Consider the following 25,046-nt stretch of genomic DNA (forward strand, 5'->3'; position numbering starts at 1 on the left):
GGGAATCTGACTGTGGTTGCACTTACCGCAATCCATGACTGGGTTGACGCGCCGGGCACGGTTGTGTCGTGGAGCCCGTCGCCGGCGTGCCTGAAGAAGGTTGCCGAAGCGCCGGTCAGCGAGGTACCTGCCAGCTATCAGCAGGGCCAGCACATCCGCACCTACCGCAATCACACGGCCAACGGGCTGGAGATGGCGCGGCTGCTGATCCCGGCGTGGAACATGCCGGGCAAGTGCGATGTGCGGGCGATGACCTTCGTCATCAACGCCTACCTGCGCCGGCACGACACGTACCACAGCTGGTTCGAGTTCGACGACACCGACGAGCTGCTCCGCCACACGGTCGAGAATCCCAATGACATCCAGTTCGTGGCCACCAAGCACGGTGAGATGAACTCGACGCAGTGGCGCAAGCACGTGCTCGACACCCCGAGCCCGCTGGAATGGGACTGCTTCCGGTTCGGAGTGATCCAGCGCGCGGACCACTTCACGTTCTACGTGAGCGTCGACCACCTGCACGCCGATGCGATGTTGATGATGGCGCTGTTCGTGGAGATGCACATGAACTACGAGGCGCTGGCCGGCGGTGGCGCGCCGCTGCGGTTGCCGGATGCCGGCAGCTACCACGACTACTGCGTGCGTCAGCGTGACTACACCGAAGAGTTGACCATGGAATCGCCGGATGTCCGCGGCTGGCTGGAATTCCTCGGGAACAACGGCGGAACCATGCCGACGTTCGCGCTGCCGCTGGGTGATCCGTCGGTGCCCTGCAGCGGTGATCTGCTCACCGTGCAACTCATGGACGAGCACGAGTCGGACCGTTTCGAGTCGGCCTGCACCGCGGCCGGTGTCCGCTTCATCGGCGGCGTGTTCGCCGCCGCGGCGATCGCCCACCGGCAGCTGACCGGTGACGACGACTACTACGTCATCACGCCGACGACCACCCGCAGCACGCCCGCCGAGTTCATGACGACCGGGTGGTTCACCGGTGTGGTCCCGTTGTCGGTGCCCGTTGCGGCCCGCTCCTTCGCCGAGGTCGCCCGCGCCGCCCAGGAGTCGTTCGACTCAGGAATGCCGTTGGCGAACGTGCCGATCGAACGGGTCTACGAACTGGCGGAGTCCTCGCCGGGCATCCGGCCAGCCGGCCCCGGTGTTCCGATGTTGTCCTATCTCGACGTCGGTCTGCCGCCGCTGAACCCGGTGATCATGTCCCAGTGGTATGCGCTCAACGGACATATCTACACCGATCTGGGCGCCGCCAATCAGGTCGGCATGTGGGTGAACCGGCGTACCGAGGGCACGATCATCACGGTGGCCTATCCCGACAACCCGATCGCGCGGGAGTCGGTCGCCGAATTCGTGGAACTGATGAAGTGCGTGTACCTGCGGGTGGCCGACGGCCGTTCCGAACTGGTGTCGTCGTCTCGCTTGCCCATCGCGACGGCCTGACACCGGTGGGGGAGGATCGCCACCCCGCACCCGATAATGTGGTGCCGTATGCCGACCAGGCGTTGCTGCTGGCATTGCGGGGTGCGGGTCAAGAGGCCGTCATGCAGGTCCTGTGGATCTATGAGCACCCCGTGGACCTCGACGGTGTGCGCCGGTTCCACCAGAACTTCGGCCACGGACTGGTCGGGCGGCTGATCGAACGATCGCCGCTGCCCTTCGGTCGGCATCGCTGGGTTTCGGTGCCGGGCCCGCAGGCGCCGCTGGACGTCGCCGAGCAGCCGCGACCGCGGGAGGAGCTGTACGACTGGGCGCACGAGCAGGTGGAACTGCCGCTCGACCCCGAGTACGGTCCGGCCTGGCGGCTGGGTGTGCAGTCCTTCACCGACGGAACCAGCGCGGTGGGCCTGGTCCTTTCGCACACCGTCGTCGACGGTGGCGGTACCGTCGCGTCGATCGTCGCGGCGATCAACGACAGCGGTAAGGACCTCGGCTATCCACCGAGACATTCCCGCAGCCGCTCGCGTGCGGTCGTCGAGGATCTCCGCCAGCTGGGCAAGGACCTGCCGGAGATCGGCCGAACTCTGCGGAAGGCAGTCAAGGTCGCGACGCGCCGCAAGGAGGAATTGGTGCGCCCCGGTGCGCCGGCGCCCCACTCCGCCGTCGCCGCCGGTGACTCCGTGATGACGGCGTTCAGCACGGCGGTCATCGACCTGGGCGAGTGGGATAGCCGAGCGAAAAGCCTTGGTGGCAATCACTTTTCGTTGGTCGCCGGGTTTGCCGGCAAGCTGGCGCAGAACATCGGCCGGACGCGAGCCACCGACGGTGTGGTGACCTTGATGATCCCGGTCAGTGAGCGCGACAGCCCGGGTGACACCGGCGGCAACGTCGTGACGATCGCCAACGTGCAGTTCGACCCGGGCCCGGTCGCCAACGACCTCTCCACCGCGCGTGCGGCGATCAAGCAGGGGTTGACCGTTGCGCGGCAAACGCCGGACGAGATGGTGGAGCTGTTGCCGCTGATCCCGTTTCTGCCGAGGCGGGCCATGGGCCGCATCGCCGATATGGCGTTCGGCTTCTCCGCCGATGTGCCGGTGTCGTGCTCGAACATGGGCGACGTTCCCGATGACATGCTCCGCCTCGACGGCACCGCCGCCGAGCGGGTGTACTTCGGCGGTGTGGACCGCAATCTCGGCGCGGATGTTCTCGAGAAGCGGCGCGGACTGATGACGGTGGCATCCGCGCGCCTTGCCGGTAAGGTGATCGTTCCGGTCATGAGTTATCAACCGGGCGCCGACAACTCGCGGGCGCGGCTGCGTGAGGTGATCGCCCAAACCCTTTCGGAATTCGACCTGTCCGGCGTTATCGAGTGAGGGTGCAGCAGTGACGACTGATGCTCAGGGACATCGACTCGAATACTTCGACCAGACCGCGTTCGAGATGATGCGGGCCACCGGTCGTGGCCAGCTGATGCAGTGCGTCTGGGTGTACGAGCATCCGGTCGACTTCGAGGGGCTGCGCCGGTTTCACCGCAACTTCGCCGAATCGCACGGCGGACGACACATCGAGCGGTCGCCACTGCCGTTCGGCCGGCCGAGGTGGGTCAAGCCCGGCCGGGCGCCCTCGGAGATCCAGATCAACGAAACGCCCCGTCCGCGCACCGAACTCATGGACTGGGCCGACGAACTCGCCGGCCTGCCGATCGACCCCGAGCACGGCCCGACGTGGTACCTCGTCGTCCAGCCGCTCACCGACGGTTCCACCGCGATCAGCATGGTCGGCTCGCATGTGATCGGCGACGGCACCGCCGCGGGGCTGGCGATCTTCGAAGCGGTCACCGATACCGTTCGCGACGCGGGATATGACCGGCCCGGGGCCCGCACCCGCAGGCAGGCGTTGGCCGACGACGCGCGCCAGGTCTTGCGTGACCTGCCCGAGACCCGCCGGGCGCTGGTCAAAGGCGCGAAGCTGTTGTGGGGAAAGCGCAAAGAACTCGCCGAATCCAGAAAGGCCCGCGCTGGCAGCCAGCCCGACGAACAGTTCGTCACGGTACCGTCGGTGGCGGTCATCATCGACATCCCGGAGTGGGATTCGCGCGCGGAAAGCCTTGGCGGAAACAGCTATTCACTTCTGGTCGGGGTCACTGCGAAGCTCGCGGAGCGACTTGGCCGACGCCGGCGCTCCGACGGAGCCGTGACACTGGTCATCGCGATCAACCTGCGCGAGAGTCTGGAAGACGACCGTGCCCTGGCGATGGCCTTCGCCAACGCCACCGTCGACCCGGACAAGGTGACCGTCGACCTGACCGAGTCGCGCGCGGTGGTTCGCGAGGCCCGGCAGTCGGCCAAGAACCAGACCGACCCCACCATGGAACTGTTTCCGTTGATGCCATGGTTACCCAAGGCCGCGGTCAAAGGGGTGGCCGAGTTGCTGTTCTCCTACTCCGAGGATCTGCCGGTGTCCTGCTCGAACCTCGGCGATCTGCCGCCGCAGATCGCGCAGGTCGACGGCACGACTGCGGAGGTGGTGATTCTGCGCGCCCTGGACCAGAACGTGACCCTGCGGGAGATGGAGCGGTCGCATGGCCAGCTCGTCGTGGTGTCCGCACGGGTCAACGGCAAGGTCGTGATCTCGGTCGAGGCCTATGAGATCGGCGCGGAGAACAGCAAGCAGCGGTTGCGCGAGCTGGCCGAGGCGACCCTGACCGATTTCGGGCTCACCGCCGTCATCGAGTGACGGGCGGTCACAGGCCGTGCAGGCCGACCCCGATCAGGATGAGGCCGACCACCGCCACGAACGCACCGGCGTGCCTGCGGGTGCGGGTGCGGATCCACTCGTTGAAGCGCTGCACCCAGACGCGGGTCTTGCCCGGAGCCACCAGGAAGCTCAGCAGGGGGAGCACCGCCGCCCAACTGGCCAGCAGCAGGAAGGTGACAAGGGCAACGGCCTGCTCGATCGGCGCGACCTTCGACGCGATGATCAGCGCCAGCAGCGCCATGTAGTCGACGCTGGGCATCGCCAGGGCGGCTCCGATCGAGCCGGAGAACCAGGAGGATTCACCCCGCGCGAATTCGCGCACCCGGGTGGTCAGCCGCTTGAACCTGCTCGGCGGCCCGGCGGCCTGCACGACAACCGCGCCGTCACCGGCGCCGCCGGCGGGCACCTCGGCCATCTCGCGCCGGGAGAACTTGCCCAGCGGGATGTTGGAGGCCAATACCGCTCCCAGCAGCAGGGCCACGACGCCGATGCCGATCTGGATCAGTGCGGGATCGGCGCTGGCCTTGCCCAGGAAGCTGTGATGGAAGATGAACAGGACGGCAAATCCCACACTGAGGCTGACGGTCAAGCCGGTGCAGAGGAACACGAACAAGTGCCGGATGGGACGCGGGCGAGTCAGCAGCAGGGCGATCAGTCCGACGCGGGCGGGCTCTATGCTCACCGCGAGGCCGAGAAGCACCACGGTTGTCCACACGAGCCGCCAGCTTACCTTGCCGGGCTGTCGCAGGTGGTGTGGACGTCACCCGGTGCGGCGGTTGCGGGCGGTCTCTTCGAGTAGGTCGGCGGCCGTCGCGACGCTGGTGGCCACCGGGCTCATCCGAGCCGCGAGCAAACGCGCTCGCTCTGCCATTTCCGGAGCCAGCACGGCTCGCAGGTCGTCCAGCAGCGAATCCGCGGTGGAGGCCGAGAATCGTCGGGACCTGCCGACACCCAGCCGATCGACCTGTTTGCCCCACAGCGGCTGCTCGGCCGCCACCCACAGCACCAGGGTGGGCACTCCGGCGCGCAGCCCGGCCGCGGTCGTGCCCGCCCCGCCGTGGTGCACGACGGCCCGGCAGGAACCGAACACGGCGGCATGGTTCACCGACGCCACGAGCTTGACGTGGCCAGCGGTCGCGGTGTCGTCGAACTCGGAGAACCCGGCGCAGATCAGGGCACGCTCGCCGAGTTCGTCGCACACGTCGGTGATCATGCGCACCGCGTCACCGGGGGAGTCCAGCGGCATACTGCCGAAGCCGAAGTAGATGGGCGGCGAGCCCGCCGCGATCCATGACGACACCTCACCGTCGACCTCGGTGGGCAGCTGCAGCGTGAGGGACCCGACGAGTGGCCGCCGGTCACCCCATTCGTCGGCCAGCCCGGGGAAGAACACCTTGTCGTAGGCCTGGATCTCCAGCGCGCCGGCGGCCACGATCCGGGCTACCGGCCGGGTGGTGGCCGCCGGTAGGCCCAGCGCGCGCCGCTGCTCGGTCTCGGCGGGTTTCAACAGCCGCCAGTGCAGCCATTCACCCACCGCATACGCGGCCTTGACCGCCGCTGCCGGCAGTCGCAGTGGCAGAACCGCAGTGTTGGCCCGGACCGGGAAGTAGTGCACCTCGGCCAGTGGGAGGCCGCGCAGCTCGGCGACATTGGCCGCGATCTCCTGATAGGCCGTCCCGGTGACGATCAGGTCGGCACCGTCGGTCAGGGTCACCAGCGTGTCGCTCATCTCGGCCCAGCCCCGGGTGGCCGCCGCCCTGGCCTTGCGCAGGGCGATCAGCGGGTTGCCCAGCCGCACCCAGTCCCCGGGGCTCGCGGCGGTCAGGGCATCCGGTCGTTCGAAGACGTCGCCCTGCAATTGTTTCTGCGAGTCGGGACCATAACCGACGGTGGCCGGCAGGCCCGCGGATTCGACGAACCCGACCAAGTTGGGGGGCACGGCCATCCGCACATCGTGGCCCCGCCGTTGCAGTTCGAGGGCGACCGCTGCACAGGGTTCGACATCACCACGCGTGCCGTGGATGCTCACTGCGAACTTCATCGACACCCATTATCGGGATCGGCCGGTGGCCGCGCGCCGTCAGCTCGCCGCCCGGGTGAACCACCTGGTCTTGATGCGCCACGAATGTGCCGACGCCAGTGCGAAACCGGCACCGCAGGTGCACGCGAAGAACCAGATCAGCGTGCCGCCCTCGAGCTCCTGCAACGGGGGGACGTAGGCGGTGATGATGCGGATGGTGCAGGCGATGACACCGCTGGCCGAGGCCATTAGGTACACGGTGGCGATGCGCCGCGACCGGGGATCGCGGCGCAGGATGAGCAGCGCCCGTGAACCGTAGCCCAGCAGGTAGATCAGGGTTCCGCACAGCAGCAGCCAGTAGGCGGACAGCCAGAAGTCGGTGGGCACGGTGAAGAAGTCGCTGCGGTAGATCGTCGCGCCGTTGCCCATCGAGAACGCGACCAGGAGCAGCGGGATGCACAAGGTCGCGGGACGTTCGACGTACTGCTTGAACGCGGTTTGCATGGCGTTGTCGTCCTGCAGCCGGCCCAGGGCGTTGTAGACGATCGCCGAGGCCGCCACCACATAACAGTCGTGGCCGATGTAGTCCTCGAGATTCCAGATTCCGGTCAATGAGTGCAGCCACCGCCCGAGGGTTTCCGACGCCAGCGGCGACATCAGGAGCACCGCCGCGGCTTGCAGGGCAATGTTCAATGTGGCGGCGATTTCCCATCGACAACCCCACGTGACTCGCCGAATCCACAGGCTCCAGGCCATGCATACCAGCGTGACCGTGATTAGTGCACCGAGCCCCATGCCTTCGTCGCCTTACGCCCCCGAATAACTTCAGCAAATACTACAGCGGAGGTGCGTCGAGTCGAGGCCTTAATTCTGATAGTTTCGCCGGAATTTGTGTCGCAGTTACAGAATTAATTGTCGTCACCGTAAATGGGGCCGATTCGACATATTGCTGGAGCTCGTGGCGGCTCATGAGTCCGAACCGCACCTGCAGGTCTGGGTAGCTCAACCCGAATCGCGTTGCTACCAAGCGCAACTCTTCGGCGTTGGGGTAGTCGCGCTCCTTCACTCGCCGGTAATAAGTGCTGCTTGAGGTCCTAAGTGCATCGTAGATGTCCTTGGCGTCGATATCTCCATCGAGGAGGTAGTCGAGAAGAGCTTTTAGCTGGCGTCCGTTTTCATCGGTCCGTGGCACGCCTCAGAATAACCCGGAACTCCCGGTAGTGGGTATCCAGAACTGTATTCAGGACAATTTTGAATTTATTGACATCGACGTCACGATTGCGGGATCGCTCTCCCATTCATGGGACATGGCCGCTACATTGGGGGGCATGGTTGCTCCTGTGACCTACCCGTCTAGCAATGTGCGGGTAGTTGACGATGAGATTCCCGGCCGGCCAGGACCGCAAGATTTGGTCCGACTGTCGGCACCGCTGTCCCCCGAATTGACCGCTGAACTCGACGGAGCCACTGAGGCCACCGGACTCGGTGTCGAGGACGTGCTCTTGGCCGCATTGGGCCGGGCGATCGCCCGGACCATCGGCGTCGGTTTCGTGACGGTGAGCGGTTTGACCACGGTGCAGCCGGTTCGGCTGTGCTGTGCCGATGAACGAGGTCTGGACGCCGACGCGCTGTTGGCCGATGTCCGCGCGGCGCTGACCCCCGCCCGCCAGCTAGGCACTTCGGCCGCGGACGTGATGTTCTCGTTCCTGGGTCTGCCCCCCGATCCGTCGCTCGGACCGCTGCAGCTCGCTGACGGGCCAGCCCTCGGTGTCCTCGCGTACCGAACTAACGGGGTGCTGTGGATGGATTGGTGGTTCGACGACCGCCGGCTGGATCGCTGCACGGTCGAGGAACTGACCGCCCAGTTCCGGCTCGGCCTCATCGGTCTGACCTCCGAGGCCAGCTCGGTCGCAGGCACGGCTAGAATCTTCTGATCGGCATCGATCCGGCCATCACCGGGGAGCCTTCGGAAGAACGGCCACGCGCGTTGCGTGAACCGGCCGAGTAGAACCGAACGGGTCGGCCCGTCACAGCCTGTACAGAGCGACGCACCCCCGGGTGCGTAAGCGGGGTGGTACCGCGGTGCTCGCGCATTCCGCGCGTCGTCGTCCCCGTGCCCAGGCAGCTGGCACAGGAGACGAACGCACGTGACCGAGAATGGCTACCCGAAGCCGGCCGGTGGCTCACCGAACTTTCCCGCCCTCGAACGCGAGGTGCTCGACTATTGGGCGGCCGACGACACCTTCCGAGCCAGTATCGCCCGTCGTGACGGCGCGCAGGAGTACGTCTTCTACGACGGTCCGCCGTTCGCCAATGGGCTGCCGCACTACGGTCACCTGTTGACCGGGTACGTCAAGGACATCGTGCCGCGGTACCGCACGATGCGCGGCTACAAGGTGGAGCGTCGCTTCGGCTGGGACACTCACGGCCTGCCCGCCGAGCTCGAGGTGCAGCGTCAGCTCGGCATCACCGACAAGGCCCAGATCGAAGAGATGGGTATCGAGAAGTTCAACGACGCCTGCCGCGCGTCGGTGCTCAAGTACACCGGCGAATGGCGTGACTACGTGACCCGTCAGGCGCGCTGGGTCGACTTCGACAACGACTACAAGACGCTCGACCTGTCGTTCATGGAGTCGGTCATCTGGGCATTCAAACAGCTGTGGGACAAGGGTCTGGCCTATGAAGGCGTCCGGGTGCTGCCGTACTGCTGGAACGACGAGACCCCGCTGTCCAGCCATGAGCTGCGGATGGACGACGACGTCTACCAGAGCCGGCAGGACCCGGCCATCACCGTCGGGTTCGGGGTTCACGAGCCCGGGTCGGATCTGGATGGCGCCTATCTGCTGATCTGGACCACCACGCCCTGGACGCTGCCGTCCAATCAGGCCGTGGCGGTGAACCCCGCGGTCACCTACGTCGTGGTGCGGGTCGATGGCCGGCGTCTGGTCCTGGCGCAGGCCCGGCTGGCCGCGTACGGCCGCGAGCTGGGGGAGGACCCGGAGGTCGTGGCCACTCTGTCCGGGGAACAGTTGATCGGACTGCACTACCTGCCGCCGTTCCCGTATTTCCTGGACTCGCCCAACGCTTTCCAGGTCCTTCGCGGCGACTTCGTCACCACCGAGGACGGCACCGGGATCGTACATATGGCGCCGGCCTACGGCGAGGACGACAAGGCCACCACCGACACCGTCGGTATCGTGCCCGTCACTCCGGTGGACTCCAAGGGCCGTTTCGATGTGACGGTGCCGGACTATCACGGCCAACATGTGTTCGACGCCAACCCGCAGATCATCCGCGACCTGAAGAACGGCACCGGATCCGCGGCCGTCAACGCTGCGGTGCTCCTCCGCCACGAAACCTACGAGCACTCCTACCCGCACTGCTGGCGCTGCCGCAATCCGTTGATCTACCGCGCGGTGTCGTCCTGGTTTGTCAAGGTCACCGAGTTCCGCGACCGGATGGTCGAACTCAACCAACAGATCACCTGGTATCCCGAACACGTCAAGGACGGCCAGTTCGGCAAGTGGCTCTCCGGCGCCAGGGACTGGTCGATCTCGCGGAACCGATACTGGGGCACCCCTATTCCGGTGTGGGTCTCCGACGACCCGGCCCACCCGCGCATCGATGTCTACGGCAGCCTCGACGAACTCGAGCGTGACTTCGGGGTGCGGCCGGACAACTTGCACCGGCCCTATATCGACGAGCTGACTCGGCCCAACCCCGATGATCCGTCCGGCAACTCGACGATGCGCCGTATCGAGGACGTCTTCGACGTGTGGTTCGACTCGGGGTCGATGCCCTACGCCCAGGTGCACTACCCCTTCGAGAACCAGGATTGGTACGCGAGTCACTTCCCCGGCGACTTCATCGTCGAATACATCGGTCAGACCCGCGGCTGGTTCTACACACTGCACGTGCTCGCCACCGCGCTGTTCGACAAGCCGGCGTTCAAAACCTGTGTGTCCCATGGCATCGTTCTCGGCAACGACGGCGCCAAGATGAGCAAATCGCTGCGCAACTATCCCGACGTCAACGAGGTTTTCGACCGTGACGGCTCGGATGCCATGCGATGGTTCCTGATGGCCTCGCCGATCCTGCGCGGTGGCAACTTGATCGTCACCGAGCAGGGCATCCGCGAAGGCGTCCGCCAGGTGCTGCTCCCGCTGTGGAATGCCTACAGCTTCCTGGCGCTGTACGCGCCGAAAGTCGGTATGTGGCGCACCGATTCACCCCATGTGCTGGACCGTTACATCCTGGCCAAGCTCGCCGAGCTACGCGACGGACTGACCGTGGCGATGGATGTCTGCGACATTTCGGGCGCCTGCGAGCAGTTGCGCCAATTCACCGAGGCGCTGACGAATTGGTATGTGCGCCGGTCTCGGTCGCGGTTCTGGGAGGAGGACCCCGACGCCATCGACACCCTGCACACCGTGCTCGAGGTGACCACCCGGCTGGCGGCTCCGTTACTGCCGATGGCCGCCGAGGTGATCTGGCGCGGCCTGACCGGCGAGCGCTCGGTGCATCTGACCGACTGGCCGCAGGCCGGTATCGTCCCGGCCGATCCTGGCTTGGTCGCGGCCATGGACCAGGTGCGTGAGGTGTGTTCGACCGGCTCGTCGCTGCGCAAGGCCAACAAACTGCGAGTGCGCCTGCCGCTACCGAAACTGACTGTCGCGGTCGATAGCCCGGCCGCGCTCGCGCCATTCACGGATTTGATCGCCGACGAGCTGAACGTGAAGACCGTCGAGCTCACCGACGATATCCCCGCCTACGGCCGCTTCGAGCTCGCGGTCAATGCCCGCGCTGCCGGACCGCGGATCGGCAAGGACGTGCAGGCTGCGATCAAAGCCGTCAAGGCCGGGGATTATGCGCTCAACGACGACGGCACGCTGACCGCGGGCCCGGCGGTCCTTCTCCCCGAGGAGTTCACGTCCAAACTGGTGGCCGTCGAGCCTCGGGAGACGGAGCGGAGCGGAGCTCGACCATCGGTCCAGTGGACCGCGCCGCTGCCGGACGGCGCGGGACTGGTGGTGCTGGACGGCACCGTCACCCCGGAGTTGGAGGCCGAAGGCTGGGCGCGCGACGTGATCCGGGAGATTCAGGAAGTTCGCCGACAGGGCGGACTCGACATCAGCGACCGTATTGTGCTGACGCTGACCGTTCCTGAGCTGCCGCCGGGATGGAGCGAGCCTCTCGAGAACCTGATTGCCGGCGAGGTGTTGGCGGTGGACTTCGAACTGTCCGCCGACCCGCGGATGAAGCTACGGTCGGAGGCGCCCTCCGATGCCGATACCCAGGGCGGTGCCATCGCTTGGAGCGATGACGTGCTGACGGGGCGTATCGGCCGAGGCTATTTGATTTCGCTCAAGCGGGCTGCCAGGGCCTGATTCCGTCCGCCGACTGGCCAGTTATGCACGCAAACAAGGCGGCAATTGGCGTACAACAAGTGGCCACTCGGCGGGCTCACCAAGGCGTAGAAATCGTGATGGGCGGGAACTGACGGACGAACTCTGCGATCCACGCGGGTACAACGAGTACGGCCGGCAGGACATAGAACGTCAGGATGATCACACCGAAGTATCCGGCGAGCAGTGCGGCCGGCAGGAGGACTGCGCCGAGCGGTGTACGGAAGAACGCGGCCAGGTCCAACCCAAACGGCGGGCGGGGGCTGCTGCCGCGACGTTCGCTGCCGCCAATGGCCGAAGCAGGCCGGCGGTCCTCCGCCGGGTGTCTCTTACACCGGATGCGGCCACCAGCAGTGTCGTCGAGGACGTCGGCGCGTCGACGTTGCGCGCTGGCGTAGGTTTCGTCGCGGTGAGCGCGTTCGTGTGGTGCGACGCCCTCGCGGATCTGGCTGTGCCGGAGGACGGGCCGTGCGACGACGCCGACGACGAATCGGCCGACGCCGTCGGCATGACCCCCCACATCGCCGCACCGACCCCCAGTGTGACCGCCAACCCACCCACATAGCCGACGACATGGTCACCGTTCATACCGCCGATCGTGCGCCGCGCCCGGTCGGCGGGATGCAGTAGGCAGGTACTGCATTCCAGGTCTGCCCCTAGCATCGAGGCGTGGAGCGTTGGGTCCTGCATTTCGACATGGACGCGTTTTTCGCCTCCGTCGAGCAGCTGACCCGTCCGACACTGCGCGGCCGGCCGGTGCTGGTCGGCGGTCTCGGCGGCCGGGGTGTGGTGGCCGGGGCCAGCTACGAGGCCAGGGTGTTCGGCGCCCGGTCGGCGATGCCGATGCATCAGGCCCGCCGGATGGTCGGGGTCGCCGCGGTGGTGTTGCCGCCGCGCGGGGTGGTCTACGGCGTGGCCAGCCGCCGCGTGCTGGACACGGTGCGGACCATGGTGCCGGTCCTCGAGCAGCTGTCCTTCGACGAGGCCTTCGGTGAGCCAGCCGAACTGGCCGGGGCCGGTGCTGAAGACGTCGAGGAGTTCGCGGTGCGGCTGCGTCGGCGCGTCCGCGAAGAGACCGGCCTGGTGGCTTCGGTCGGCGCCGGGTCGGGCAAGCAGATCGCCAAGATCGCCTCGGAATTGGCCAAACCCGACGGTCTGCGGGTGGTCCGCCGCGACGAGGAGCGTCGGTTGCTCGACGGGCTGCCGGTGCGCCGGCTGTGGGGGATCGGCCCGGTGGCCGAGGAGAAGCTGCACCGGCTCGGCATCGAGACCGTCGGGCAGCTGGCCGCCCTGTCCGATGCCGAGGCGGCCAGCATCCTGGGCGCCACGGTCGGCCCCGCGCTGCACCGGCTCGCCCGCGGTATCGATGACCGACCGGTGGCCGAACGTGCGGAGGCCAAGCAGATCAGCGCCGAGTCGACGTTCCCCGCCGACCTGACCACCATCGAGCAGCTGCGCGAGGCCATCGGCCCGATCGCCGAGCACGCCCACCGGCGCCTGGAGCGTGATGGCCGCGGCGCGCGCACCGTCACCGTCAAACTCAAGCGGTCGGACATGACCACGCTGACCCGCTCGGCGACGCTGCCATACGCCACCGGAAATGCGGGCACCCTGTCGGCGACCGCGCACCGGCTGCTGCTCGATCCCCGCGAGATCGGCCCGATTCGGCTTCTCGGCGTTGGTTTTTCGGGACTGTCCGACGTCCGTCAAGAGTCGCTGTTCCCCGACCTCGAACACATGGGGGGAGCGGTGGCCGACACGTTGGACACCCACATGCCGGTGCCCGATCCGGCGCCCGACGCCGGCGGCTGGCGCATCGGCGACGACGTCAGTCACCCCGAACTCGGCCACGGCTGGGTACAGGGAGCCGGTCACGGTGTTGTCAGCGTGCGGTTCGAGACCCGTGGCAGCGGTCCCGGCGTGATGCGGACGTTCGCCGGCGACAATCCCGAACTGCGCACAGCCAACCCGGTGGACAGCCTCGACTGGGGCCAGTACCTCGACGACCTCGCCGGCTCAGCCCCACCGGGCGATGACGTCGACGACCGATAGTTTCAACGCCAGCGCGACCATCAGCAGCACCCGGGCCTGACTGCTGCGCAGCGCCGGCACCAGCACCGCCCCGGCGCCCGCCAGGTCGTGCCCCGGCCCGTACACCGCGGCGGTACGGCCCCGCGGCACGCGGGTGGTCACCGCGACCGCCACCCCGCGGGCGCAGGCCTGCCGCACGGCCTCGACCACCGCGGTGCCGGCATTGCCCGCGCCCGTCGCCTCGACGATCAGGCCGGCCGCACCGGCCTGGACGAACGCCTCGATCGCCGTCTCGTCGGCGCCCGGGTATGCCGCCGCGATGTCCACCCGTGGGATCTCGGTGACCGACCCCAGAAAGGCCCGCCGCTTGGTGCCCGCCACCCGAAAGGTGCCCTCGGCGACCGCGCCCACCGGCGGCGGCCCGCCGAACACCCCGGGGCCGCCGACCTTCGTGGTGCCCAGCGCGGGCAGCACCGCCCCGGCGAAACAGATCAGCACGCCCTGATTCCGTGCCTGCGGACTGGCCGCCACCGCCAGGGCGTCGCGCAGATTGCCCGGGCCGTCGGCATCGGGGGCGTCGGCCGGCAGCGCCGCCCCGGTCACGACCACCGGCGCCGTGCCGTCGTAGGTGAGCTCGAGCCACAGCGCGGTCTCTTCCATCGTGTCGGTGCCGTGCGTGACGACGATGCCGTCGGCGCCCTGCGCCGCCCGGCTGACGGCGGCACCGATGTGCAGCCACTCGGCGGGCGTCAGCTGCGAGCTGTCCATGGTGAACAGGTCGATCACCCGCGCGTCGTGCCCCGAGACCAGCTCCTCGCCGGTGTGCACCGGCCTCAGGACACCCTCGCCGTCGGCGCTGGTGGAGATGGTCCCGCCGGTGGCGACGACGACAAGTCGGGGCATGCCCGCCATCATGGCGCACCGGCCGACATGCAGCCCGCGCAACCAGGGAACGCAACTAGGGAATGATGGTGGGGTGACCGACGAACCCAGGGGCAGCGCAGAGCCCGCGACCAACGCCGCTGACCAGCAGGTCGGTGCGCAATCGTCGCGGCGGCGGCTGCGGCTGCTGCTGTCGGTGGCGGGCGTGGTGCTGGCGCTCGACGTGATCACCAAGGTGCTGGCGGTGAAGTTGCTCACCCCCGGACAGCCGGTCTCGATCATCGGCGACACGGTCACCTGGACGCTGGTCCGCAATTCCGGGGCGGCGTTCTCCATGGCCACCGGATACACCTGGGTGCTGACGCTGGTCGCGACGGGCGTGGTGGTGGGGATTTTCTGGATGGGCCGACGGTTGGTGTCACCGTGGTGGGCCGTGGGGCTCGGGATGATCCTCGGCGGCGCGCTGGGCAATCTGGTCGACCGGTTCTTCCGCTCGCCCGGTCCGCTGCGCGGACACGTCGTCGATTTCCTGTCCATCGGGTGGTGGCCGGTTTTCAACGTGGCCGATCCGGCGGTGGTCGGCGGCGCCATCCTGCTGGTGGCGCTTTCGGTGTTCGGCTACGACTTCGACAGCACCGGTCGGCGCAGATCCGAGCCGTCGGACAGCGACGACGAGGCCGAGACCGCCTGATGGCGGAGCGGTCGATGCCGGTCCCCGAGGGGTTGGCCGGCATGCGCGTCGACGCCGGTCTGGCGCGGCTGCTGGGCCTGTCCCGAACGGCCGCGGCCGCCATCGCCGAGGACGGTGGCGTCGAGCTCGACGGCGTGTGCGCCGGAAAGGCCGACCGGCTCGAGGCCGGTGCGTGGCTGCACGTACAGATCCCCGAGGAAGCCCCGCCGCCGGAGAACACGCCGGTCGAGATCGAGGGCATGACGATCCTGTACTCCGACGCCGACATCGTTGCCGTCGACAAACCGCCCGGCGTGGCCGCTCACGCGACAGTCGGCTGGCACGGGCCCACGGTTCTCGGCGGGCTGGCCGCCGCGGGCTTCCGGATCAGTACCTCGGGGATCCACGAACGCCAGGGCATCGTGCACCGCCTCGACGTCGGCACATCCGGGGTCATGGTGGTCGCCCTGTCCGAGCGGGCCTACACCCTGCTCAAGCGGGCCTTCAAGCAGCGCACCGTCGACAAGCGCTATCACGCAGTGGTGCAAGGACATCCGGATCCCTCCAGTGGGACCATCGACGCGCCGATCGGCCGACATCGGGGCCATGACTGGAAATTCGCCGTCACCGAAACCGGACGGCACAGCATCACCCACTATGACACCCTGGAAATGTTCCGGGCGGCAAGCCTTCTCGACATCCATCTGGAAACCGGTCGTACCCATCAGATTCGCGTGCATTTCGCCGCGCTGCACCACCCGTGCGCCGGCGACTTGACCTACGGTGCCGATCCGGTGCTGGCCAAGCGGCTCGGCCTGGAACGGCAGTGGCTGCACGCGCGGTCGCTGGCGTTCGCGCACCCGGCCGACGGCCGGCATATTGAGATCACCAGTCCGTACCCCGCCGATCTGCAGCATGCCCTCGACTTGCTGCGGGTCGAATCGTGACGACCACCCAACAAGAGCCCAAGACCGGCGGGCTGCTCTACGGCGTCGGCGCGTACGGATCCTGGGGGCTGTTCCCGGCGTTCTTCCCATTGCTCAAACCCGCTGGCGCGCTGGAGGTTCTGGCCCACCGCATTGTCTGGACACTGGTGTTGATGGCGGGTGTCCTGGTGGCCGTGCGCAAGCTGTCCGCCCTGCGGGAGATCACCGGCCGGACCTGGCTGTTGTTGGTCTGCGCTTCGGCGCTGGTGTCGGCCAACTGGGTGATCTACGTATACGCCGTCAACAACGGTCACGTGGTTGACGCCGCGCTCGGTTACTTCATCAATCCGCTGGTCAGCGTGCTGCTCGGGGTACTGATCTTCCGAGAGCGGCTCAACCGGGCTCAGGCGATGGCCCTGTTGGTAGCGCTCGCGGCGGTGGTGCTGCTCGGCGTCGAGGTCGGCGGGCCGCCGTTCATTTCCCTCGGGCTGGCCTTCAGCTTCGGCCTCTACGGCGCGGTCAAGAAGGTGGTGCCCACCGACCCGCGGGTGAGTGTCGGCGTGGAGGCCGCGATCGCCGCACCGTTCGCCATCGCCTACATCGCCGCGCTACAGCTGTCCGGGCACGGCCAGTTCACCAACAACGGGCCGGGCCACATCGCGTTGATGATCTTGGCCGGTCCGGTCACCGCAATCCCGCTGCTGCTCTTCGCGGCCGCGGCCCAGCGGCTGCCACTGGTGACTCTCGGGCTGTTGATGTACCTCACCCCGGCCATGCAGTTGACCTGGGGCGTGGTGATGGGCCACGAGCCGATGCCACCGGTCCGCTGGGTCGGCTTCGCGCTGATCTGGGTAGCGCTGCTGGTGTTCAGCGGTGACGCCCTGCGGCGCGCTCGTCAGTCGGCGGCCACACCGAGCTGACGGCGCAGCGCGCTGTATTCGGTGTGTAGTTGGGTGCGGAGCCGGTCGACGGCGGCGCGCTTGGCCGCCCTGATGGTCCCGGCGTCGGCGAGCGCGCCGAGTGCCCGGTCGACGACGCCGGCACCGGTCACCTGGTCGGTGCGGATCAGTGACCGCTCGTCGTCGATTGACAGCGCGAAGTCCCGGCATTTCGGTTGGTACTCAAGCGAAACCACCGGAGTATCGGACAACGCCGCCAGAATCCCGGCGTGCAGCCGGCAGACGATGGCCGCCGAACAGCGGGCGAACTCCCGCGCGGCCGCCGTGGCGTCGGCCGGCAGCAGGATATCGGCTCCGACATCTCGGAACGCCACTTCCAGCCACCGGCGATCACCGGGATTCATCAGGATCCCGACGAATCGGTGGCCCCGTCTCGACAATTCCTTGACGGCGATGGCGATCTGGTCGGCGACGCCGGCCGGATCATGCCCCCACAGATCGTCGCCGTAGCCGAGGTTCACCCCGATCAAGCCGTCCTCGACCGGCACCTCGGGGCGCGGCAGGATCAGCGCCGGATCGCCGGTCACCTTGGCCGCCAATCCGATGTCGGCGAGCAGCTCGACGCTGCGCGGTCCGCGCACCGACACCGAGTCGAAGCCGGCGAGGATGGACGCCCATTTGGTGAGCTCACCGCGTGCCGAGCCGCTGCCGCGTCCGACGTAGCCGGGGTCCTGGACCCCGACACCGATCGCGTACTTGCCGTTGTTCTTGGTCACCGCCAGGCCCAACTTGACCAGCTGCCGAAAGTAGCGCACGCCGACCAGCGTTCCGCCGCCCATCACCAGTGTGCTGGGCCGGCGCGCCCGCTCCCACGCCGCCGCGGGCGGGAGGACGAACTCGTGCGGCAGCCGCGGGATGTCGTTGAATGTCACGCCGGGAAGCTGCGACTTGACCGCGTCGTAGATCGCGTCGTCGCCGAGATTGTCCTTCTCGTGGAACCCCAGATAGGCGACCGTCGCGGCGTGGCTCACGCACACCGACCCTATACTCATCGTCGCGGCCAGGCCGCGCCCGGCGGCACGGGCCGCCGAAAGCCACTGGGGGTTTGATGCCGAGCACCGCGGTCGAGACGGGGCGCAGGCGCGGCTTCTTCGTCACGTTCACGGTGCTGCTGGTGGTGTGGGCGGCGGTGCTCCTGACGATCGCGCTGACCGTGATCCCCGATGGCTACTGGTACTCCTACTTCGTCATCGACTACTCGGTCGGTTTCATCCGGCGTGGGCTGGCCGGCGAGATCCTGGGCCTGTTTCCCAGGGAGCACTACTTCGGTGCGTTGGCCGTGCTGCGCTGGATTCCCACGGTGGCCTTCGCCCTCGGCCTGGCCGCCGTGGCGTGGTCGGTGGCTGTCTCCTCCGGGCGTTCGCAGCGACGGCGGCTGTTGGCACTGTTGATTCCCGTGCTGCCGTTCGGGTTCGCCTTCGGTTTGTTCTCGGCACGCACCGATCTGCTGGGAGGTGCGGCGCTGATCGGCTTGGCGGTCGCGTTGACCAGGGTCAGCACCGCCCGCGCGACCGTCATCTCCAGTGCGGTCTACGGCTCGGTGCTGGCCGTGCTCACCCTGATCCACGAGGCGACCCCGTTCCTGTTCGGGCTCGGCGTGCTAGCTGCTCTGACGGTGCTGGCGGACCGGCTGGACGCCAGGGCGTTTCGGGCCAGCGCCGCGCTGGCGCTGGGCCCCGGCATCGTCGTCGCGATGACGCTGGCCGCGTTCGGTAAGCAGGGCGTTTCGGCCCAGCTCTGCCAGCTGGTTCAGCACGGGCCGATGGATCATCCGCTGGCGGGCAAACCCTCCATCGGCCAGCTGCTGAGCGGGTTCCACTACTACGTCGACTACCACGACTGGTTCTGCCGGGCCTTCTTGCCGCTGTTCGACATGACCTTCGTCGAGGGTCTGCGATTCGTCGGCAGCATCGGTGTCGTCGCACTGGCCGGTTCGACGGTCTACGGGATCGCCACCCTGGTGATCAGCATGCTGGCCATCGGCCATGTCGCCGGTGTTCCGGTCCGGCGGTTCCGGGATGCCCTGCGCAGACGGCCGCTGGCCATGCTCATCGGGCTGGTGCTGATCCTGCCGGTGTTCGCCACCGGTGTGGACTGGGTCCGCTGGTGGGTCATCATCGCCTTCGATGTCGGCATCGTGTTTCTGCTGTACACCCGCAATCAGCCCGAGGTCGACCAGCCGCCCACCCGGCGCACCCTGGCCGTGTTCGCTGTCGGCGCGATCCTGCTGGCGGTGATCCCGATCGGCATCATCCCCGGTTTCGGCGCGCCGGTTCCGATGTAAGGCCCGAGAACACAGATCGAGGAGCGCATGCCCGACTATTCCCGCCGCAACCGACGGATCGTCATCGCGGTGGTCGCCGCGCTGGCGGCGGCGGCGATCGTGGTACCGGTCCTCGGCGTGCTGTTGACCCCCGGTGTGCTCAAGAAGCAGACGGACACCGCGATGCTGACCACGACGACGACCACCCCGCCGCCGTTGACGATCAAGCCACTGGCGCTGCGGCCGGTGGATGGCCCCGCTTACGTTCCGCAAGGCGACGACTGCGCGCCGCCGCCGCCGACCCCGCCGGAGGCGCCGCTGCGCACCTGCGACATCCTCAAGTCCGCGGTGTACCAACTCGGGCCCGAGGTACTGCGGCTGCAGCCGGTCGACGTCGACTCGTTCCTGAACCCACTGACCGCCAAGCAAGTCGTTCAGGTCACCATGACCCAAGAATCGGCGCGGGCCTTCGCCGATTACACCGCCAGCCATATCGGCGAACAGGTCGCCTTCGTGCGTGCGGACATCGTCGTCTGGGCGCCGAAGATCACCGAGAAGATCGACGGCGAGGTGCTGCAGCTGTCCGGTGAGGTGACGGCCGAGCAGGCGGGCGAGATCGCCAGAATGCTGCGCGACGAGGCCTGAGGCGTCAAGACCGGGCGTACTCGAACATCACGCCCGCGGCGACACCGAGAATGACCACGACCATGAACACGGTGGCGCCGGGCACCAGGTAGCGCGACAGTGGCGTCTGCCCGTTGACCACGGTGTCGCGCACCCGCTCATAGCGGCGGCCGACCAGGAACAGGCTGGCCAGCGCCACCAGCACCGTGACGCCGATGCCCGGACCGAGTGGGAAGCGTTCGGTCACGCTCCACCGGGTCACCAGCGCACCGACGGCCAGCGCCCCGATGATCGTGCGTTGCCAGGCCAGCGCCGTGCGCTCGGCCACCGCCTGGGCGTCCAGGAGCGTTGATTCCCGATCGTCCATCAACGGCCGAACTCGGCGAGGTAGATCAGCACGGCCGCGGCCACGATGATGATCGCGACCCCCGACACGATGAGTTGCGGCAATCGATCGATCGGTAGCGGCCGCTCCTCCCGCAACGCTCGTTCGGTTCGGTCCCATCGCGCGTAGGCCCCGACGCTGACCGCCAGCGACAGGATCAGCAGCAGCGCGGTGATGACGATCCGGAACGGTCGTGGGCCGAAATCGTGCACCAGGCTGGCCAGCGCGACCGCACCGGCCAACAGCGCCAGGGCGGTGCGCAGCCAGGCCAGAAACGTCCGCTCGTTGGCCAGCGTGAACCGGTAGTCGGGATCGGTGCCCACGCTGCGCAGCGGAGGTTTGCGGCCGAACATACGCATCTCCCTATCAGGACCGGCGGGTCAAAGGAAAGCGAATCAGCTTCGCCCGCCAGACACGTACCGCGACACGCCGAAGCCTGTCGGTCGGCGGCCCTAGACTGACGGGCCTATGGGTACCTCGGGAACTCCTGCCGGATCTTTTGTGCACCTGCACAACCACACCGAGTACTCGATGCTCGACGGCGCCGCGAAGATCACGCCCATGCTGGCCGAGGCGCAGCGCCTGGAGATGCCGGCGATCGGCATGACCGACCACGGAAACATGTTCGGGGCCAGCGAGTTCTACAACGCGGCCACCAAGGTCGGCATCAAGCCGATCATCGGGGTGGAGGCCTATATCGCGCCCGGTTCGCGATTCGACACCCGCCGGATCCTGTGGGGTGATCCCGGCCAGAAAAGCGACGACGTCTCCGGCAGCGGCTCCTACACCCACATGACGATGATGGCCGAGAACGCCACCGGCCTGCGCAATCTGTTCAGGCTCTCCTCGCTGGCCTCGTTCGAGGGGCAGTTGGGCAAGTGGTCGCGGATGGATGCCGAGATCATCGCCGAGCACGCCGAGGGCATCATCGCGACCACCGGCTGCCCATCCGGCGAGGTGCAGACCCGGCTTCGGCTGGGCCACGAGCGCGAGGCGCTGGAATCGGCCGCCAAGTGGCGGGAGATCTTCGGACCGGAGAACTACTTCCTGGAGCTGATGGATCACGGGTTGTCGATCGAGCGCCGGGTCCGTGAGGGCCTGCTCGAGGTCGGCCGCAAGCTGGGCATCCGTCCGTTGGCCACCAACGACTGCCACTATGTCACCCGCGACGCCGCGCACAACCACGAGGCGCTGCTGTGTGTGCAGACCGGCAAGACACTCTCGGACCCCAACCGGTTCAAGTTCGATGGCGACGGCTACTTCCTGAAGTCGGCCGCCGAGATGCGGGCATTGTGGGATGCGGAAGTTCCGGAGGCCTGCGATTCGACCCTGCTCATCGCCGAGCGGGTGCAGTCCTACGCCGACGTGTGGGCGCCGGTGGACCGGATGCCGATCTTCCCGGTGCCCGACGGGCACGACCAGGGCTCCTGGCTGCGCAGCGAAGTCGATGCGGGGCTGCGCCGGCGGTTCCCGCACGGCGTCCCGCCGGAGTACACCGAGCGGGCCCGCTACGAGATCGACGTCATCTGCGGCAAGGGGTTCCCGTCCTACTTCCTGATCGTCGCCGACCTGATCAACTACGCCCGGTCCATCGACATCCGGGTCGGGCCGGGCCGCGGATCGGCCGCGGGCTCGCTGGTCGCCTACGCCCTCGGCATCACCAATATCGACCCCATCCCGCACGGCCTGCTGTTCGAACGATTCCTCAACCCGGAGCGTCCGTCAGCACCTGATATCGACATCGATTTCGACGACCGTCGTCGCGGCGAGATGGTGCGCTACGCCGCGGAGAAGTGGGGGAGTGACCGGGTCGCCCAGGTCATCACCTTCGGCACCATCAAGACCAAAGCGGCGCTGAAGGATTCGGCTCGGGTGCATTACGGCCAGCCCGGGTTCGCGATCGCCGACCGGATCACCAAGGCGCTCCCGCCGCCGATCATGGCCAAGGACATCCCGCTGTCGGGCATCACCGACCCGAACCACGAGCGGTTCAAGGAGGCCGCCGAGGTTCGCGGCCTCATCGACACCGATCCCGATGTGCGCACCATCTACGAAACCGCCCGCGGACTGGAGGGCCTGGTCCGCAACGCCGGGGTGCACGCGTGTGCGGTGATCATGAGCTCCCAACCGCTCATCGAGGCGATTCCGCTGTGGCGCCGGCCGCAGGACGGCGCGGTCATCACCGGCTGGGACTACCCGTCGTGTGAGGCCATCGGCCTGCTGAAGATGGACTTCCTGGGCCTGCGGAACCTGACGATCATCGGTGACTGCATCGAGAACATCAAGGCCAACCGCGGCATCGACCTGGATCTGGAATCGCTGCCGCTCGACGACCCCAAGGCCTATGAGCTGCTCGGGCGCGGCGACACCCTCGGGGTGTTCCAGCTCGACGGCGGTCCGATGCGGGATCTGTTGCGGCGCATGCAACCCACCGAATTCAACGACATCGTCGCCGTGCTGGCCCTGTACCGGCCCGGCCCGATGGGCATGAACGCCCACAACGACTACGCCGACCGTAAGAACAACCGACAGGCCATCAAGCCGATCCACCCTGAACTGGAGGAGCCGCTCAAGGAGATCCTGTCCGAGACCTACGGTCTGATCGTCTACCAAGAGCAGATCATGTTCATCGCGCAGAAGGTCGCCTCCTACACCATGGGTAAGGCCGACGCGCTGCGAAAGGCGATGGGCAAGAAGAAGCTCGAGGTTCTCGAAGCCGAGTACAAGGGCTTCTACGAAGGCATGACGGCCAACGGGTTCTCCGAGCGCGCCGTCAAAGCGTTGTGGGACACCATCCTGCCGTTCGCCGGCTACGCGTTCAACAAATCGCACGCCGCCGGATACGGGCTGGTGTCGTACTGGACCGCCTACCTCAAGGCGAACTTCCCGGCCGAATACATGGCCGGGTTGCTCACCTCGGTCGGTGACGACAAGGACAAGGCAGCCGTCTACCTGGCGGACTGCCGGCGCTTGGGCATCACGGTGCTGCCGCCCGACGTCAACGAGTCGGTGCAGAACTTCGCCTCGGTCGGCAACGACATCCGGTTCGGGCTGGGCGCCATCCGCAACGTCGGCGCCAACGTGGTCAGCTCGCTCATCGCGACCCGAACCGACAAGGGGAAGTTCACCGACTTCTCGGACTACCTGAACAAGATCGACATCGCCGCCTGCAACAAGAAGGTCACGGAATCTCTGGTCAAGGCAGGGGCTTTCGACTCACTGGACCATCCCCGCAAGGGCTTGTTCCTGATCCACACCGATGCGGTGGATTCGGTGCTGGGCACCAAGAAGGCCGAGGCGATGGGGCAGTTCGACCTGTTCGGCGGCGCCGATAGTGACGGCGATACTGGGGACTCTGCGTTCACCATCCGGGTGCCCGACGAGGAATGGGACGACAAGCACAAGCTCGCCCTCGAGCGCGAGATGCTGGGCCTTTACGTCTCCGGGCATCCACTCAACGGGGTGGCGCACCTGCTGGCGGCTCAGGTCGATACCCAGATCCCGGCCATCCTGGACGGCGATGTGGCCAACGACACCCAGGTGCGGGTGGGTGGCATCCTGGCCGCCGTCAACCGGCGAGTCAACAAGAACGGAATGCCCTGGGCCTCAGCTCAGTTGGAAGATCTCACCGGTGGTATCGAGGTGATGTTCTTTCCGCAGACCTACTCGCTGTTCGGTGCCGAGATCGCCGACGACGCGGTGGTGCTCGTCGGCGGCAAGGTTCGCATCCAGGATGACCGAATCTCGTTGATCGCCAACGAGCTTGTGGTGCCGGACTTTTCGAACGCACAGGTGGATCGACCCGTGGCGGTGAGCCTGCCCACCCGGCAGTGCACTATCGACAAGGTCACCGCACTCAAGCAGGTCCTGGCCCGCCATCCCGGTACCTCACAGGTGCACTTGCGGCTGATCAGTGGTGATCGCATCACCACACTGGAACTCGACCAGTCATTGCGGGTGACCCCGTCGTCAGCGCTGATGGGAGATCTCAAGGCGCTGCTGGGGCCCGGCTGCCTGGGCGGGTAGGTTTGGGCCATGGACGGTGACACCGTGGGCGCGTCCCGGCATATCAGCGCGTGGATCAATCGCTCGGCGATCGACGTGTACCGCTACGCGGCCGACCCGGCGCATCTGTCGCAGTGGGCGGCCGGACTGGCCCAGGGCGAGGTGACCAGGGTCGGGGATACCTGGGTGGCGCAGTCGCCGATGGGGGAGATCACCATCGAATTCACCCCGGCCAACGATCTCGGGGTGCTCGACCACGTCGTGACCATGCCGTCGGGCGAGCCGGTGTTCAATCCGCTGCGGGTGGTCCCCGCCGGTCCGCAGTGGTGCGAGGTGGTGTTCACGCTGCGGCGCAGATCCGGGATGTCCGATGAGGACTACGCGGCCGACGCGGCGGCGGTGGCTGCCGACCTGGCCACCCTGAAGCGGATCCTGGAGAGTTAGCGCCGGCGCAGCCCGAACACCAGCCACACCACCGTGGAGGTCCCGGCGGCCAGCAGCACGGCCGGCGCGGCATTCGCCGTCGCGACGCCGACCACGGCGAACACGATCAGGCCAAGGGCCAGGGCGACGAGCTTGTAGCGCGGCCACGGAACTCCCGCGATCTGCACCTGACGCATGCTCGTCATGGTTTCACGATAGCTCGTATCTTTTGTTTCGGGTACCCGAAACC

The 25,046-nt window shown here is 67.3% G+C and carries 23 protein-coding genes; 14 read left to right on the forward strand and 9 right to left on the reverse strand.

Annotated features, from left to right (window positions below; all coding sequences use genetic code 11):
* Window positions 1-12: 12 nt before the first annotated feature.
* Genes ORI27_RS08485 through ORI27_RS08495 form a run of 3 tightly spaced genes read left to right on the forward strand, consistent with a single transcriptional unit; the run spans window position 13 to window position 4,182 of the window.
* Window positions 13-1,449 carry a condensation domain-containing protein gene (locus ORI27_RS08485; protein WP_265996149.1) on the forward strand — a complete coding sequence of 479 codons (1,437 nt, stop codon included), beginning with the start codon at window positions 13-15 and terminating at the stop codon, window positions 1,447-1,449.
* Window positions 1,374-2,819, forward strand: a complete 1,446-nt coding sequence (locus ORI27_RS08490) for a hypothetical protein (RefSeq protein WP_265996148.1) — start codon at window positions 1,374-1,376, stop codon at window positions 2,817-2,819. Before ORI27_RS08485 ends, ORI27_RS08490 begins: the two co-directional genes overlap by 76 nt.
* Window positions 2,820-2,829: 10 nt before the next feature.
* Window positions 2,830-4,182, forward strand: a complete 1,353-nt coding sequence (locus ORI27_RS08495; RefSeq protein WP_265996147.1) for a hypothetical protein — start codon at window positions 2,830-2,832, stop codon at window positions 4,180-4,182.
* A gap of 7 nt (window positions 4,183-4,189) precedes the next feature.
* Here ORI27_RS08495 and ORI27_RS08500 read toward each other — a convergent pair whose 3' ends face one another.
* Genes ORI27_RS08500 through ORI27_RS08515 form a run of 4 tightly spaced genes read right to left on the reverse strand, consistent with a single transcriptional unit; the run spans window position 4,190 to window position 7,415 of the window.
* Window positions 4,190-4,918, reverse strand: a complete 729-nt coding sequence (locus tag ORI27_RS08500; RefSeq protein WP_265996146.1) for a GAP family protein — start codon at window positions 4,916-4,918, stop codon at window positions 4,190-4,192.
* Window positions 4,919-4,963: 45 nt separating this feature from the next.
* Window positions 4,964-6,244, reverse strand: coding sequence for a glycosyltransferase (locus ORI27_RS08505; RefSeq protein ID WP_265996145.1), 1,281 nt, complete (start codon window positions 6,242-6,244; stop codon window positions 4,964-4,966).
* Window positions 6,245-6,283: 39 nt separating this feature from the next.
* Window positions 6,284-7,018 carry a hypothetical protein gene (locus tag ORI27_RS08510; RefSeq protein WP_265996144.1) on the reverse strand — a complete coding sequence of 245 codons (735 nt, stop codon included), beginning with the start codon at window positions 7,016-7,018 and terminating at the stop codon, window positions 6,284-6,286.
* A gap of 40 nt (window positions 7,019-7,058) precedes the next feature.
* A complete protein-coding gene (locus tag ORI27_RS08515; protein ID WP_265996143.1) occupies window positions 7,059-7,415 on the reverse strand; it encodes an XRE family transcriptional regulator in 357 nt (118 codons plus the stop codon).
* 136 nt (window positions 7,416-7,551) lie between these two features.
* Between ORI27_RS08515 and ORI27_RS08520 the strand changes: the two genes are divergently transcribed.
* The 4 genes from ORI27_RS08520 (at window position 7,552) to ORI27_RS08535 (ending at window position 13,680) form a co-directional block, all read left to right on the forward strand.
* Window positions 7,552-8,157, forward strand: a complete 606-nt coding sequence (locus ORI27_RS08520; RefSeq protein WP_265996142.1) for a hypothetical protein — start codon at window positions 7,552-7,554, stop codon at window positions 8,155-8,157.
* A 213-nt stretch (window positions 8,158-8,370) separates the two neighbouring features.
* The gene (gene ileS, locus ORI27_RS08525) at window positions 8,371-11,610 is read left to right on the forward strand and encodes an isoleucine--tRNA ligase (RefSeq protein WP_265996141.1); all 3,240 of its coding nucleotides are present in this window, start codon (window positions 8,371-8,373) and stop codon (window positions 11,608-11,610) included.
* Window positions 11,611-11,950: 340 nt separating this feature from the next.
* A complete protein-coding gene (locus ORI27_RS08530) occupies window positions 11,951-12,193 on the forward strand; it encodes a hypothetical protein (RefSeq protein WP_265996139.1) in 243 nt (80 codons plus the stop codon).
* Between the two features lie 131 nt (window positions 12,194-12,324).
* Window positions 12,325-13,680, forward strand: coding sequence for a DNA polymerase IV (locus tag ORI27_RS08535; protein ID WP_407666251.1), 1,356 nt, complete (start codon window positions 12,325-12,327; stop codon window positions 13,678-13,680).
* On the opposite strand, the gene ORI27_RS08540 is transcribed toward ORI27_RS08535, so the two are convergent.
* Window positions 13,645-14,562 carry an asparaginase gene (locus ORI27_RS08540; RefSeq protein WP_265996136.1) on the reverse strand — a complete coding sequence of 306 codons (918 nt, stop codon included), beginning with the start codon at window positions 14,560-14,562 and terminating at the stop codon, window positions 13,645-13,647. The two genes, ORI27_RS08535 and ORI27_RS08540, sit on opposite strands and share 36 nt — an antisense overlap.
* A 73-nt stretch (window positions 14,563-14,635) precedes the next feature.
* On the opposite strand from ORI27_RS08540, the gene lspA reads away from it, so the two are divergent.
* From lspA to rarD, 3 genes are read left to right on the forward strand one after another with little or no spacing between them, the layout of a single operon-like run.
* On the forward strand, window positions 14,636-15,232 hold the full coding sequence (gene lspA, locus ORI27_RS08545; protein ID WP_265996135.1) for a signal peptidase II: 597 nt from the start codon (window positions 14,636-14,638) through the stop codon (window positions 15,230-15,232).
* Window positions 15,232-16,158, forward strand: coding sequence for an RluA family pseudouridine synthase (locus ORI27_RS08550; RefSeq protein ID WP_265996134.1), 927 nt, complete (start codon window positions 15,232-15,234; stop codon window positions 16,156-16,158). Before lspA ends, ORI27_RS08550 begins: the two co-directional genes overlap by 1 nt.
* Window positions 16,155-17,057, forward strand: coding sequence for an EamA family transporter RarD (gene rarD, locus ORI27_RS08555; RefSeq protein ID WP_265996133.1), 903 nt, complete (start codon window positions 16,155-16,157; stop codon window positions 17,055-17,057). The genes ORI27_RS08550 and rarD overlap by 4 nt, the downstream gene beginning before the upstream one ends.
* Here rarD and ORI27_RS08560 read toward each other — a convergent pair.
* Window positions 17,033-18,067: a polysaccharide pyruvyl transferase family protein gene (locus tag ORI27_RS08560; protein ID WP_265996132.1), complete on the reverse strand. Its 1,035-nt coding sequence runs from the start codon at window positions 18,065-18,067 to the stop codon at window positions 17,033-17,035. The two genes, rarD and ORI27_RS08560, sit on opposite strands and share 25 nt — an antisense overlap.
* A gap of 77 nt (window positions 18,068-18,144) precedes the next feature.
* Here ORI27_RS08560 and ORI27_RS08565 point away from each other — a divergent pair, with 77 nt between their 5' ends.
* On the forward strand, window positions 18,145-19,380 hold the full coding sequence (locus ORI27_RS08565) for a hypothetical protein (RefSeq protein WP_265996131.1): 1,236 nt from the start codon (window positions 18,145-18,147) through the stop codon (window positions 19,378-19,380).
* Window positions 19,381-19,407: 27 nt separating this feature from the next.
* Window positions 19,408-20,004, forward strand: a complete 597-nt coding sequence (locus tag ORI27_RS08570) for a SecDF P1 head subdomain-containing protein (RefSeq protein ID WP_265996130.1) — start codon at window positions 19,408-19,410, stop codon at window positions 20,002-20,004.
* A 4-nt stretch (window positions 20,005-20,008) separates the two neighbouring features.
* On the opposite strand, the gene ORI27_RS08575 is transcribed toward ORI27_RS08570, so the two are convergent.
* Entirely contained in the window at window positions 20,009-20,350 is a 342-nt protein-coding gene (locus tag ORI27_RS08575) for a DUF202 domain-containing protein (RefSeq protein ID WP_265996129.1), read from the reverse strand.
* On the reverse strand, window positions 20,350-20,721 hold the full coding sequence (locus tag ORI27_RS08580) for a DUF202 domain-containing protein (RefSeq protein WP_265996128.1): 372 nt from the start codon (window positions 20,719-20,721) through the stop codon (window positions 20,350-20,352). The genes ORI27_RS08575 and ORI27_RS08580 overlap by 1 nt, the downstream gene beginning before the upstream one ends.
* Before the next feature lie 115 nt (window positions 20,722-20,836).
* Between ORI27_RS08580 and dnaE the strand changes: the two genes are divergently transcribed.
* Complete coding sequence (gene dnaE, locus ORI27_RS08585; protein ID WP_265996127.1) at window positions 20,837-24,394, forward strand: DNA polymerase III subunit alpha; 3,558 nt, start codon at window positions 20,837-20,839, stop codon at window positions 24,392-24,394.
* Between the two features lie 9 nt (window positions 24,395-24,403).
* Complete coding sequence (locus ORI27_RS08590) at window positions 24,404-24,817, forward strand: SRPBCC family protein (RefSeq protein ID WP_265996126.1); 414 nt, start codon at window positions 24,404-24,406, stop codon at window positions 24,815-24,817.
* On the opposite strand, the gene ORI27_RS08595 is transcribed toward ORI27_RS08590, so the two are convergent.
* On the reverse strand, window positions 24,814-25,002 hold the full coding sequence (locus tag ORI27_RS08595) for a hypothetical protein (RefSeq protein ID WP_265996125.1): 189 nt from the start codon (window positions 25,000-25,002) through the stop codon (window positions 24,814-24,816). The genes ORI27_RS08590 and ORI27_RS08595 overlap by 4 nt on opposite strands.
* Window positions 25,003-25,046: the final 44 nt, after the last annotated feature.

Origin of the sequence: Mycobacterium pinniadriaticum (genome assembly GCF_026242045.1) — a bacterium.
GTDB classification, from domain to species: Bacteria; Actinomycetota; Actinomycetes; order Mycobacteriales; family Mycobacteriaceae; genus Mycobacterium; species Mycobacterium pinniadriaticum.